Source organism: Desulfococcus multivorans (assembly GCF_001854245.1).
In the GTDB taxonomy this organism is placed as follows: Bacteria; Desulfobacterota; Desulfobacteria; order Desulfobacterales; family Desulfococcaceae; genus Desulfococcus; species Desulfococcus multivorans.
Window position 1 is genome coordinate 2,780,610 of record NZ_CP015381.1, and the last position, 14,127, is coordinate 2,794,736.

At 46.6% G+C, this 14,127-nt stretch carries 12 protein-coding genes; all 12 read right to left on the reverse strand.

Annotated features, from left to right (window positions below; all coding sequences use genetic code 11):
• Positions 1–22 precede the first annotated feature (22 nt).
• A complete protein-coding gene (locus dmul_RS12160; protein WP_020877920.1) occupies positions 23–856 on the reverse strand; it encodes a sensor histidine kinase in 834 nt (277 codons plus the stop codon).
• Between the two features lie 189 nt (positions 857–1,045).
• A complete protein-coding gene (locus dmul_RS12165; protein ID WP_234979228.1) occupies positions 1,046–2,992 on the reverse strand; it encodes a sensor histidine kinase in 1,947 nt (648 codons plus the stop codon).
• A gap of 59 nt (positions 2,993–3,051) precedes the next feature.
• The gene (locus tag dmul_RS12170; protein ID WP_020877918.1) at positions 3,052–4,344 is read right to left on the reverse strand and encodes a TRAP transporter large permease; all 1,293 of its coding nucleotides are present in this window, start codon (positions 4,342–4,344) and stop codon (positions 3,052–3,054) included.
• Positions 4,345–4,363: 19 nt separating this feature from the next.
• Positions 4,364–4,840 carry a TRAP transporter small permease gene (locus tag dmul_RS12175; protein WP_020877917.1) on the reverse strand — a complete coding sequence of 159 codons (477 nt, stop codon included), beginning with the start codon at positions 4,838–4,840 and terminating at the stop codon, positions 4,364–4,366.
• Positions 4,841–5,228: 388 nt separating this feature from the next.
• Positions 5,229–5,414, reverse strand: coding sequence for a hypothetical protein (locus dmul_RS12180; protein ID WP_040415895.1), 186 nt, complete (start codon positions 5,412–5,414; stop codon positions 5,229–5,231).
• 18 nt (positions 5,415–5,432) lie between these two features.
• Entirely contained in the window at positions 5,433–6,512 is a 1,080-nt protein-coding gene (locus dmul_RS12185) for a TRAP transporter substrate-binding protein (protein WP_020877915.1), read from the reverse strand.
• Between the two features lie 582 nt (positions 6,513–7,094).
• The gene (locus dmul_RS12190; RefSeq protein WP_020877914.1) at positions 7,095–8,675 is read right to left on the reverse strand and encodes a class I adenylate-forming enzyme family protein; all 1,581 of its coding nucleotides are present in this window, start codon (positions 8,673–8,675) and stop codon (positions 7,095–7,097) included.
• 199 nt (positions 8,676–8,874) lie between these two features.
• Positions 8,875–10,431 (reverse strand): class I adenylate-forming enzyme family protein, encoded by a 1,557-nt coding sequence (locus dmul_RS12195; RefSeq protein ID WP_020877913.1) that lies wholly within the window; start codon positions 10,429–10,431, stop codon positions 8,875–8,877.
• A gap of 16 nt (positions 10,432–10,447) precedes the next feature.
• Positions 10,448–11,698, reverse strand: coding sequence for a 2-hydroxyacyl-CoA dehydratase subunit D (locus dmul_RS12200; RefSeq protein ID WP_020877912.1), 1,251 nt, complete (start codon positions 11,696–11,698; stop codon positions 10,448–10,450).
• 5 nt (positions 11,699–11,703) lie between these two features.
• Positions 11,704–12,513 carry an acyl-CoA dehydratase activase gene (locus tag dmul_RS12205; protein WP_020877911.1) on the reverse strand — a complete coding sequence of 270 codons (810 nt, stop codon included), beginning with the start codon at positions 12,511–12,513 and terminating at the stop codon, positions 11,704–11,706.
• A 108-nt stretch (positions 12,514–12,621) separates the two neighbouring features.
• A complete protein-coding gene (locus dmul_RS12210; protein WP_020877910.1) occupies positions 12,622–13,581 on the reverse strand; it encodes a ketopantoate reductase family protein in 960 nt (319 codons plus the stop codon).
• 30 nt (positions 13,582–13,611) lie between these two features.
• A complete protein-coding gene (locus dmul_RS12215; RefSeq protein WP_020877909.1) occupies positions 13,612–14,046 on the reverse strand; it encodes a hypothetical protein in 435 nt (144 codons plus the stop codon).
• Positions 14,047–14,127 lie beyond the last annotated feature (81 nt).

Below are 14,127 nucleotides of genomic sequence, written 5' to 3' on the forward strand. Positions count from 1 at the left end.
TATAACTTGTTCCATTTAAATATTAAATTTCCTTTTGCGTGTATATCATCGGCATCCGCAACTCAAAGCAGGCACCGCATTCGTCATTCGTTTTTATGATAATGTCTCCCCCCATGTATCGTGCCATAATCTGGGAAGCAGCCAGTCCCAACCCATGTTTTTTCCGGATCAGATTATTTGGAGATGGTGTTGAACTCCGATCCCTGGCCCGTGCATACCGCTTAAAGATGAGATCATAGTGGGCTGGATCAATACCGGGCCCATCATCCATCACATCTACAACAAGGATATCTTCAAATATATCGGTTTTGATATGTATGGTTTTTTTTCGGTATTGCAATGCATTTTTTATCAAATTCCCAAGTATTTGGCGGATTTTCACGACATCATGTTGAATCGTAGTCTGCTCCAGAGAATCGGATAAATCCAAAACAAGTCCATACGCTGCAAACTGCTGGATGGCTTCATCGTTGGTACAGCCATTCAGATCCCGGCAGCTGTAATCCGAAGTTAACTCCAGAGTGTCATTTATTGTGTGAAGAATAAGCATATCTGTCCGGAATTCAGAGGGTACGATATGGCCGGCCTCCGACCTGCCGATTTCAAGCATTCCATACAGCATCTCACTTGCTTTCACCGCGTTTGTCAGGGAACGGTGAAGGACCTTCTCCAGTTTGGGTGAATACGGTCCATACTTATCCGCCCGCTTCAGAAGCATTCTCATGTTGGATTCAATGACAGAAAGTGGATCTTTTAACTCATGCACCAGAAACTCCAGATCGATATTCTGGAAAAAATATTCGGATGAATCCGATTCAAGGTCTTTGTACTGACAGGTTTTATCTCGTGTTTTCATGTTTCCATTTCCATTGAACCTGCGGTTAAAAGATTAGGACCTGGTCCTAACTTCGCCCACTAACCGTTAAGCGGTTATTTTTAACTGGTTTCGTGATCGCGCGCCGGATGTTCCACATTGTTCAGGAAAAACTCGAAGAGATCGTGCGGTTTAGGCTCAAAGAATCGTTCAGCAGCTGTAATTCATCCGTTACGGAGAGCGGACCGCCTTTGGACCTTGCTTGGATTCCTCTACAAGACCATGATGAGGAAATTTTAAGAACACGGATGAAAATCCGGAATTAAGGCAATCGGATATATCACTACAGAATACACAGATTTTTATGTCCCCGGGACATTGATCTTCATCCCTGGGGATAAATCGACACCGTTCCGATTTGAGCCAGATTTTAAATCGGTACTGCTCTGAAAACAATTTCATCCTTAGTAAGTCAAATCCTTTACCACCGGCATTGAAATCGTAAGGTTCCCTGGTAGCATATTGGTCGATATCTGGAGGTGTGAAATAATTTTCAAAAAGCAGATGTTTCTTTTCAGGAGTAAATCCCACACCATAATCTTTAATTTCAAGCAGAGGTGTATCCTCTGTTCCGGTCAGATTGATTTCGATCTTTCCATGATCCGGAGTATGCTCAATGGCATTCCGAATCAATCCGTCCAGAAGAATATCCAGAATTTCAGAAGGCAGATAAACCGAACCACCGTGATCCAGTCGGGTTATGACATCAATTTTTCGACGATTGAATTCAGGTGCCAGGTTGCTCAACATATCTTTGATATATCGCCGCAACTGAATGGTCCGCGATACTATTTTCCTGGGACCCAGTAACTTATCAATACTTCGTCCAATTGATTTGAACAACTCTTGACCTTCTGTCCGATTTTCAAATAATACTTCAATCTCATCCCGGCAGGCTTCCAGCATACGAGACAAAATGTGATGAATCTGATAGTTTTTCCGGATCAACAGATCCTCGGTTTCATACTGGATTTCCAGAAGACGATCCAGGTTCCGCTTTCCTCTTTCCAGTATCCGTTTGACAAATTCATCTGTTATACCGGACTTTTTCAACTGTTTGTCAAGCAGTTTCAGGGTGGTCGTCAGCACTGCAATCGGCGTTTTCAATTCATGGGACAAATGATGAATGACCCGGTCTTTGGCTGAATTCAGGGTTTTCAATTCTTCATATGATTTTCGAAGTTCTTCATTGATCCGTGTGTTTTCTATGGGCAAAGCGATGGTGCTGGCGATGGTGCTGAGCAATTCCGCATCTGTATTATCAAATTTTCCACTGAGCTTGTTCACCACATTTACAACGCCGATTGAACGATCTGAGAGCTGAATCGGAACCGATAAAATATTCCTGGTTTTCATTCCGGACTCATCATCTACACGCCTCAGGAAAAATGAACATTTAGACACATCATCAACGATCAGAAAATTCCCACTCTGGTACACACGCCCTGACACCCCCTGGTCTGCTGGAAACCTGATTTCCTTAATTTTCTTTTCTGTCTCAGAATCATCATGCAGTGCTGAGAAAAAATAAAACTCTTCTCTCTTTTCATCCAGCAACAGAACAAATGATCCTTCAATATCAAGCAGGTTCTGGATTTCCTCGTTGATGGAAGCCAACAAATCATCCAGCCTTTGAACACGGTGTAATGACTGGGATATCTTGAACAGAATTTGATTTGTACGGGCCAGACGATTTGATCGGGTGACATCCCTTAAGGAAACCACATACCCTTCCGGAATGTTATTTTCATCATAAAACACGGCACCATCAATGATGATATCGAGCAAGCGACCATCTTTGGTATACCGTTGTGTTTTATGATTGTGAACACGTTTGTTTTTAAAGAGCTCTTTGGCCCCCTGGATGGTTTCTTCTCTCCGGTCATGTGGGACAAATTCAATTGAACCGCTCTTCAGCTCATCAATGGTCCATCCGAACATCCGTTCAAATCCCGGATTCACATACTGCAATTTGTTATTCAGGTCATATGCCAATATCGGGTCTGGTAAGAACTGAAGCAGCGTCTCAAACCGCTTCTGCATCTTACGCGCATACCGCTCCTGTTCAACCTTTACCAGGTCACTGCATTCATTGGGATTATCGTTTTCAGATTGCACCTTATCCAATTGAATTACCTGTTATTACATGTTTTAAACAGAAACAAACTCGTGATTTTTTAATGATACCCAAGAAGCCTGGGTAAAAAGAGCACCATTTCCGGGAAATAGGTCAAAAATAATAGTGTGCCGATCTGTATGGCCAAAAACGGAATGACAGCCCGAGTCACATAGATTATATCCCGATTTGCCAGAGAACCGGTAATAAACAGACTCACCCCCATGGGCGGCGTACAGTAACCGATGGCGAGGTTCACCGTCATAATCAGACCGAAATGCATTGGGTCCACATTAAACGGTCCTAATAAGGGTAAAAATACTGGACCAAGAATCAGGGTTGCTGAAATAATATCCATGAACATGCCAATGATCAGCAGTAACATATTCATTGCCATGAGGAAAACAAAGGGTGAATGGATGCTGGCCACCACAACCTCGGCCACCCTGTTGGGGATGTTTTCAAAGGTGAGATACCTGCCGAAACAAGTGGCGGACGCCACAATCAGCAGCAAGGTTGCGCTGGTGACTGCAGAATAAACCGTGACATCCTTCGCATCCTTAAAATTTATAGCCTTGTAAATAAAAATCTCCACGAAAAACGCATAGACACTGGCAACTACGGCTGCTTCATTGGCTGTGAACACGCCGGTAAATATACCGCCGAAAATGATCACAATGAGCATGATGGCCCAGAACCCTTCCTTCAATATATAGTATAACTGCCTGAAATTGGGTGCCGGCAACCGTTTGATATCCGTTCTGTTGTGATAGAGAATCCATGTGTATAGACAAACGCAGACAATAATTATAAACCCCGGTATGAAACCGGTGATAAAAAGCCCTTCGAGAGACACGTTGCTGATCATGGAATAAAAGATCATGCTGATACTGGGCGGGATGATAATCCCGAGGTTGGGAGATGTGGTCATCAGACCCAGGGTATAATCTTCATCATATCCGTTTTTAATCAATGCCGGAATCATAAAGCCGCCGAGGGCCACCACGGTGGCGACAGCGGAACCGGAAATCGCGCCGAACAGGCCGCATCCGATAACCCCGGCCATGCCAAGGCCTCCCGGAAGCCAGCTGACCAGGGCATTGGCAAGATTAATGAGCTTTTCAACCGTCTTTCCCTTGCTCATGATATTCCCGCAGAGAATAAAAAACAGGACGACTATCAGGGAAAAGTTATCAAGACTCCTGAAAAGTGTTTGAGCAAGCACTGCCAGAGGCATGTTCAAAAAAACCACAAACCCAATAGCAGCTGTAAAAAAGAGACAGAGGAATACGGGCACATAGGTCGTCATGCAGCCCAGAAGAATACATATAATTATCAAATCACTAATCTGCATCAAGATGGTCCTTTTTATTTCATTTTAAATCTTGAATCATCACCTGGATTGTCCTGATGAAAATCAACACACCGGTAATCGGCATTATGGAGTAGATAATGACCAGAGGGATTTGCATGATAATGGTCTTCTGATTGGTCATGAACTGGAGATGGGTCATTTTGTATCCGTAATAGATCATCATGCAGGCAAAGATGAGCATGAGAATATTGGCATAATGCGTCAATACCGGTTTAAGCCGTGGAAACATCTGAACAATGGCGTCAATGCGGATCATCGACCCTTTCTTGACTGCAACACTGGCGCCCAAAAAAGTGGAATAAATAATAACGATCCGGACCAGTTCTTCGCTCCATGCCAGAGTGTAGTTAAACAAACACCGCAGAGCCACATTGGCAAATAGAGATAAAAGTGCAGCAATAACAATAGCAAAAAGTGTCCACTCTTCAATTTTTGTCAAAAGCTCATCAAGTTTTTTAAAGGTTTTCCCAAGCATAAACCAATCCCCGTTAACCTGATTATTGTTTATCGATTCCAGTTAGTTTTAAAACATACATGCCGGGTCAGAGCTAAACTCCTGGGACAGGATACTGTCGGAAGCCCCATCTGAGTCTTGCACCATGCGGTCCAGTTTTCACTGGTAACTCTTTTACCGTAGTATTTGTGAGAAACCAAAGGTGACAAAGCAAAAGCAGTCATACAAGGTCTCTCATCTTCACTTTGATCATGTAATGGTTAAAAAGGGCCCCAATCTCAGCCCCTGCCCGTAAGATGGGCAGGGGACTGATATGCTTGGCACAGGCAGGTACGTTCATGGCCGGCATCAAGATGGCATCCGCAGGGCTGTAGGTGGCTTTTTCACTCCGATGGATAATGATGTGCTGCTACATCAGCTTATCCAGCCCAAGCTTTTCTGCAAAGCGTGCCAAGTGTAACAGCCCTGCGTTGTCGGCAAGGTCTTGCTCAGAAAACTGAACATCAAACCTTGATAGATTTTTGATGTCTGCAATGAATGTCAATTTGAAGGCTTCAATACCGATCTCCAAATCGTATAAAGATATTGTCGCCATCGTATTGCAATTTCAATGTCATTTCAAAAAATCCTGAACTTCCTTCAGGAAATTGGCAGGTTTATAGGTGTCACCCGGATAAATCCTATTGATTTCAGGTGCATACTTTTCATAGACATCCATGCTCTGCTTTTTTAAGATTGCCATTTCTTCATCGGAAAGTTTGAAGAACTCAACACCGGCTTCGGCCTTTGCCGCATCGATGTTCTCCTCTTCCCATTTGGCCGTGGCCTTCCTGTTTTCAGCACATACATCGTGAACCGTCTGGATAAATATGGTTTTCAGGTCTTCCGGCAGACTATCTATCCAGGCTTTGTTGAAAATCCAGATAAAAAGCCCCTGGGCATAATTGATCTGGGTAAAGTATTTGGCAACCTCGAACTTTTTGGTAATCATGCAGACTGCGGGAGTATGGTCAAGACCGGTGATAACCCCCTGTTTCAGGGCCACCTGTACGTCAGGCCAGGGCATGGAAACCGGGTTGAAACCCCATGTCCCGTATGTGAGAAAGTTTACGGCAGCTTCCGCAATTCTGAATTTAACTTTTCTGGCATCATCAATGGTTTTCACCGGAGTGGTGGTTGCCCAGCCATAGTTGCCATAGCCGGTAATATCGAGTCCTGTGATCCCCTGATGATCCATTCCCATCAAGAAGTGGTCAAACAATTTTTTATTGGAAACAAATTTATCCAGTTTTTCAAAAGAATCAATCAGGAAAGGCAGGTTGACCACACCGAACCTGGGTCCAAGGTTTGTGGAGGCAACCGATGAAACACCCATCCCCTGAACAGCACCCATTTGCACCATATTCAACACTTCCACCTCGCCGCCGAGGATTGAATAGGGCTTAAAATCAATGTAAATCTGTCCATTGGTTCTTTTCCAGAGTTCATCACGCATCTGGAACCCTGCATAAGTCCCTACAAGGGCCGGCGCAGAAACATTTGAAACAACGCACTTATACTTTGCACCCTTGGGGTCGAAATCGGGTTTCCATTTGTCAAGCGACAATTTTTCCTCTGCAGACGATGGAGAAACCAGCATAATTGATCCCACGATTAAAACAAGCAGCAATACTAAAATTCTACGGAGTGCCATAATTCGTTCCTTTCTTTTTTTGATCTCTACTTTCGAGGTTAGCCAAACTTTGCAGTGAAGTTATTTAACATACCGAAATAGAACCTAAAAAAACTTAAAGAGCCCATGCCTTTGATATAGTGTGAATCTGCAACAAAACAATATAATGTTAAGAGGAAAGGGCTCAAATGGAACATATCAGGATTGCTCCGAAGCTCAACATAGTACTTTATATCAGCATCAAGATTCATGATTTTTTTTGATCATTTCCGGATCCCCACGCTGCTGCACCCATGTGGAGATCGAAAACGTCAAGGATCCGATATTCGTTTTTTTGATGATAGCAATATTCAAACAGGTCGATAAACCCTGTGATTGCAAAAGTTATGATGGGAAAAGGAAGATGGCGCTTGCGGAGGCCCGCAAATAGTGGATATAGATTATTTACTACAATAATTAATACCACCATTCAGGAGGCCGCCGCAAGTGAAATCCAGCAAATCATAAATTCACGCAAAATTCTACAAAATTCCGACTATTCGATTCGAGGATCAGCAACTTGCCCCCTTCTCAGGCTTGCTGATTATCGGCGACGAACACCGGTTAAGCGAGCTGTTTAAAGGCTTCTCGTCTTCCAGTATATTTTTCTCTGAGCACCGGCTTCATCACTTTTCCGGTCGCGCTGCGTGGAATTTCGTCAAAAATAACCTTGCGAGGCGCTTTGTAAGTCGCTATTTTTGATTTGGCATACTCGATAAGTTCCGCTTCAGTCATTTTTTTGCCCGCTTTGAGTTGAACCACCGCCAGTACGATTTCAACCAGGCGATCATCCGGATATCCGATACAGGCCACATCTTCTATATCAGGGTGATCCATGAGCGCATCTTCGATTTCCACCGGAAAAATGTTTTCTCCGCCGCTGGTTATCATATCCTTCATTCGGTCAACAATGTAGTAAAAACCTTCTTCATCGGTTTTCAACAGATCGCCCGTCCGGAGCCATCCGTCTTGAATGGTGGCGGCGGTCATTTCCGGATTACCATGATATTCTTTCATCATACGTTCTGTTGAAAAGAGCAACTCACCGACCGAACCGCTGGGCAGTTCACTGCCGTCCCAATCAATAATCTTTGCCTCCACGCCATAGGTCGGTTTCCCAATGGAGCCGGGTTTTTTTAAAACATCTTCAGGATAGAGATTGAACAGGCCTCCGCCGCCACCTTCCGTAATGCCGTAAATGTTTGATACGCCGCAGGGCAGGGTCTCAACCAGCTTTTTCATAATGTCGAAGGGCACGGGCTGAGCACCGATTTCCATGTAACGCCAGGCCGATAAATCATAGTCAGCCAGGTTGATGGTGCCGTCGTCAATGGCATTCAGTGCCATGATGGCTATCGGTACGACAAAAAGGGTGTCAGTGCATTTTTCTTCCGCCAGAGCATCGAAGATATATCTTGCATTGTTGAATTCCCGAAGTATGGTGCCCGTTGCCCCAGTGGCGTAAAACGGCGCCCATAAAAACATGGTACCGCTGTGAAACAGCGGCAGAAAAATGAGATAGTTGTCATTTTTTTCGACAAAATAGGACATGCCGTTTCCGGCAGCCGTGTTTTTCATGGAAAAATGGGTGTGCATTACCGGTTTGGGCTTTCCGGTCGTACCCGAGGTGAACATCATGGCAAGATCATGATGGTCCGCCACATCGACCATTGCATCCGAGGAATCATCGTATGCATCTACTTTTGCATAGTCGATCATATCATCAGGAACGGTATCGCCGATGCAGATATACTTTCGGATTGTTTCAAGTTTTTGCTGAATTGGCTGCACCACCTTTAAAAACTCGGAGCCGAGGAGAAAAACCTGGGGGTTACAAACTTCCGCTGCATACAACACATCGGCGCTTTCAAACCTGAAATTCAGGGGCACGACGATTGCCCCCAGGCGAATGATGGCAAAATAGGTAATCAGCCATTCAAGAGAGTTGTTTTGAAGGTGCATGATCTTATCACCGTCTTTGACGCCACATTCCTTGGCCAGATAATTGGCAACGCGGTTGATGGCGTCATTAAACTGCTTCCAGGTGAGCGTCCTTCGTTTTTCAATCGAGGGAGTTCGCTCAATAAGGCAAATCTTGTTGGAATGGTGACGAGCGTTTATGGCGGCATATTTAGAGAAGTTCACGGTTAACCTCCTGTTAAATGTTTCACAAAAGAAACGCCACGATTGACAATAAACCTCTGTCTATGCACATGCTGAATCAATATGGGCATTGAGCCGTTCTGTACTCAACCCGGTGCCCTACGGTTGAATTCCGCGTATTAAAAACAAAAAATGACGAAAGAAGAAAAAAATAAACGACAAAATATATTATTACAGGAGATTATGCCAAATACCGATCCTTAAGTTTTCGATGCAGGATTTTACCCGTTGGCGTTCGAGGCATTTCATCGCTTTTGATAAAGATTATCTCTTTAGGACGTTTATAGCTGGCGAGCTTTACCCGACAGCAGTCTTGAATGTCTTTCTCGTTGATGTCTTTTTCGTCTACACCGTCTTTGAGGGCTACGACGGCCACGATTTTTTCTCCCCACTTTTCATCCGGCAGACCAATGCAGGCACAGTCGAATACACATTCATGGCTGCCCACGACCTCTTCCACTTCGCTGGGGTAGACATTTTCCCCACCGGTAATGATCATGTTGTTTTTTCTGTCTACAATGTAATAATATCCGTCTTCGTCCTTCCTGCCCAAATCCCCGGCGGAGAACCAGCCGTTTTTGAACGACTCGAGGGTTTTCTCAGGTAATTTATAGTATTCGTCAAAAAGCATGGGGCCCCGGGAAAAAATTTCTCCCACCTCACCGGTGGCAACTTCATTGCCTTCAAAATCCAAAATTTTTACGAAATCGGTGCCCAGGGTTTCCTGACCGATGGAACCGGCTCTGGATATCTGATCCTCGGGCTTGAGCACGGTGACACATCCGGCTTCCGTAGAGCCATATCCTTCATATAGTTCGGCGTTGGGGAAAAAGGTCATGATAGCCCGTTTCATCTTTTGTCGAACAGGCGCTGAGGAGCAGAGCAGTTTTCGAATAGAGCTGACATCTCTCCTGCGGTTGCCCTCGTCCACATTTAAAATCAGGTTGTAATGGGTCGGTATGAGCGAAATAAAGGTAATCTTTTCCTCTTCAACAATCTTGAGCAGTTCCGGTGCCTTGAAGGAGAGGGCCGGGTGAACGTAGACAGAGCCGCCCAGATAAAGGAAGATAAAGGTATAGAAGGTAGAGTTGATGTGGCAAAGGGGCATGATGTTCAAACAATAATCGCGGTCGTTGAACCCCATCTCCAAGCCGTTGATCAAATAATAGGCGATGTGAGATTCATGGGAGCGAATCACCCCCTTGGGCTTGCCGGTGGTGCCGGACGTATAGATCAATATCCACGTGTCCTCCGGCTTGACGCTTACATCCGGCTCTTTATCCGGACGGCCTGAGATGAACCTTTCGTATTCCAGATAGCCGGCGCTTTCACCGCCCACAATCACATAGTTCTGCGGTGCAATCTTCTCGAGATTTTTTTTAATCGGGTCGATGATCTCAGCGAATTGTGCTTCCACAATCATGGCCTTGGCATCGGAGTTGTTTACGATATATTCCACCTCCCGGCCCACCAGCCGAAAATTGATCGGGACAATGATGATGCCGGTTTTGGCCGTGGCCAGGTAGACTTCGATTATTTCGATGCAGTTGTCCATAAACACGGCCACTTTGTCGCCCTTTGACAGGCCGAGATCCATAAGACAATGGGCCAGTCGGTTTACACGCCGATTGGTTTCCGCATAGGTAAAGCTGCGTGTTTGGTCTTTCAACACCAATTTGTTGGCATACTTCTTTGCATTAACCTTAAAATGCTGTCCCAGATTCATCCAGTGCGCCATGGTTTACCTCCCCATTTTATTTCATCTCTTCCAGTTGTTCGATAAATGCTTCGACGTTGGTTTTGGTCTGTTCATCAGAAAGACACCTCAGGTCGTTTAAATCGCCGTCCATGATGACAAATGGAATGCCTGTCTTCCTGAAAAGGCGCTGCGGCATACCGTAAAGGCAATTGGTGTTGTTGGGGCAGGTGCGGGCATTATGGTAGAGAATGCCGTCACAACCAAATACATCCAATTTGTCCTGGATATATCTTTCTTTGTAGGCATCATTCCGGACAATAAACAGCTCCGTGTACGCCCGAGCCATACTCTTGAACGGATCTGACGGATCCAGCGCAGAAAAAATCCAGCTGCTGCAGTAGGTGGATGCAATGACATTGGCATTCAATTCGGCAAACATCTTCGAGTGCATCCCCAATCGACCCCACACCGGCATGCCGTCCCAATAAAGGCGATATTTCTCCTCACCGACAAGGGCGCCTTCTCCGGCGTTGACCCGTTCTTCAAGCTCGTCCAGGAGCAGCCGGTACATTTCAACGGCTTTCAGCGTACCGCGACCCACCACAGCCGGTCCCATCAGGGTCGTCCCATCAAAAAACGTCAGGGGTGCGGGTTTTGCAGACGCCGTTGCCAGACATTGTGCCCAAAGATCCGAGCATTCCCGTGACAGCGCCACGGCCTGCTTAAACGCATCCATATCGAGCTTGCAACCGGCAAGTTCCTCCAGCGGTGCAACCAGATTTTCAATTTGCGAGGCAATGGAGTCGATGTGGAAATCGGTTATCTCGCCAACGGACCGGTAGGATTCGATACCGACGACCGGCACATTGAATTTATCACCATACCAATTGAACCAATCCAGAACATCGCGACACTGGTTGGTATTGTAGACGAGGACATCCGGTTTGGGGACAGACGTTATCCCTTTATATGCGGCGGACAGTGGTGTGATGCCTTTTACGAAGGCACCGATGTCGGCCGTCAGGTATGAGCAGATCTCCGGGGAATATCCCATGGCGTTGGCCGTGGGAATCAGGTCGGTGGCCATTCGCGTGGCGCCCAGCATGGCCGCGTGGGTCTCGGGGAAGTAGATCAGGTACCCCAGGCCACGCAGCAGTTCCGCCGGTCCCACGCTCGTGCACCAGGCGATTTTCCGCTTTCCGGAAATAGCCGCTTCGTTCAACTCATAGTAATAATCGGCCATGAACCGGCTCAGGTCCTTGGCGGATTTAAGACGTCTCAAGATCTGTTTGGTTTCGTGTGCCATGTCAGTCACTCGTTATCACTTGTTTGGGTTGCTTTTGCATACAGGGCGGCGCCGATGGCGCCGGCCAGTTGCGGAAACGGCGGCGTCCATACGCGTCTCCCGATTTGTTCTTCGCTTAAATCGATCAGGTAAGGATTATGGGCCACCACCCCACCAGTCATGACAACCTTTTCCGTCAGAGAATCCATCTCCAGAACACGCCGAATCACGGAAACAAAGAGCCCTTTGATGATATCCTGAACTTTTTTACCATGGCGGATATATTCCAGCACTTCGGTGGCACTGAATACGGTGCAGTAGCTGCCGATATTGACGGTTTCGGTGGATTTTCTGGCCAATCCGTCCATATCGGATAGTGGAATATCAAGACGGGTTGCCATCTCTTCCAGAAAAGCACCCGTGCCGGCAGCGCATTTGCGGTTCATCTTGAAACTGATGCGTCTGCCGTTTGAATCCAGTTTGATTATTTTATTATCCTGTCCACCGATGTCGATCACGGTGATGGCTTCCGGGAAATAAAAATAGGAGCCCTTGGCATGGCACCCGATTTCCGTGTGGGTTCCGGATGCGAAAGTTACATTGTGACGCCCATACCCCGTGGATACGGTATGAGCCACCTGGTCCGCCGTACAGTCGGCCATTTGCAAGGCGTCGGCAAGACACATTTCGGCAGTGGCCGAAAAATTCACGCCCGATTTGCGGACCCCATGACCGCGGAGGTGTCCGGCAGTATCGATCAGGGCAACCTTGGTGTGTGAGGCACCCACATCGACGCCCGCATAGACCGCCTTTTCTATTGAATATGTTTTGCTCATAGTACCCGATGGTAAGTGTTCATCTGCCGCCGGTATCGCCGGTTGTACAACCGGCCCTCAACAGATTCCCGCCGCCAACGATTGCGACGGCCTCGAGGTGATCGCAGGTTACCTGCGAGCTTCCATGCTGAATTCTATACCCTTGATCAACGATCGCATGGTGTTGTTGTAGGGTGTCTGGATGCCGGCTTGCGCGCCGTATTCCACGATTTTTCCATTGATATAATTGATCTCGGTTCGCCGGTGGGCTTCGATATCCATCAACATCGATGGTTTATGGTGACCTGCATTTTTCAAGTAGTCCAATGCATTCTGGTAGTAATCCCACCCCACATGGATTTCATTGGCCCGCGCCACGGCCAGGCATTCCTTGATTAACGCATCAATGACGCTGAAGGTCATTGGATCGCCCATGGCCTGGGCCATGGTCAGACCGGTTGCCGCGCATACAGGGTTCATGGACGCATTCATAATGGTCTTTCGCCAGACCATGGGAACCACCTGGTTCGTATGTTCGGTGTGAAGTCCGCTGTTTGAAAGATCATCGGCAATATGTATGGCAGCATCCCCGGCTGCGGGATCGAGTTCCTGAATATAGTGAGGCGGATGATGAAATGCCATAGTGACATGTGCCGGGCCCAGGAATCCACATCCCCAGTTTACGACTGCCCGCATTACCGGCTTTTTGCCGAGCACGTTTGCGATTTCGTATTCCGTATCAATACCGTTTTGCCAACTGACGACAAAAATTCCTTCCTTGTAGATATCCCCCAGTGCAGATGAGATGAGCGGCAATGCCTGGGCCTTGACACAGATAAAAATGGCATTCGGCTCAGCGGCGATCAAATCTTCAATATGATTGCACGTATGGGTTATTTTCTGTTCAAGGCGTTCCGCGCCTTCAATAATAACGCCCCTGTCTCTGGCAGTATCAACCAGCTCGGGGACAATGTCGCAAAGGGTTACTTTGTGCCCACCTCGGGCAAGAAATGCCGCCACAATGCACCCAACCGGTCCGGCGCCGATAATGCCATAATGCCAAGGATGATTTTGATTCGTTTTGCCCATGGAAACCTCTTCGAGTTGTTCTTGTCGATTCTATTCGCGGATATCAAATATCGTCGCGTCCAAAATTCTTATGCCGTTTTCCTTCAGCACCTCAATAGCCCTGTCATTGTCGGAAAAGCAAAAAATCATAACGGCACTTCCGGCAGATGACCCTATATAGGCATACATGAATTCAATTCGTATGCCGGCCTTCAACAGCGGCAGCATTACATTCGCTAGACTGCCCGGCTCGTCAGGTATTTCCGTTGCAACCACCTCATTGACAAATGCAGGAATGCTCATCTCCATCAGTATTCGCCGTGCTTTGGCAGTATCGGATACCAATAGACGAAGTTGGCCGAACGCACCCGTGTCGACAAGATTCAGGGCTCGCAGATTGATGCCGGCATCACCCATCGCCTTTATGACATTGTATAGACGAGTCGGCGAGTTTTCGATCGAAATAACAATTTGTTTGAGTTTCATCACAACGCCTCTTTCCACTGTTTTTTAAGAATTGATTGGTTCTGAACCCATCGCTGTTTTAGAAGCTCTCAACACGAGGCA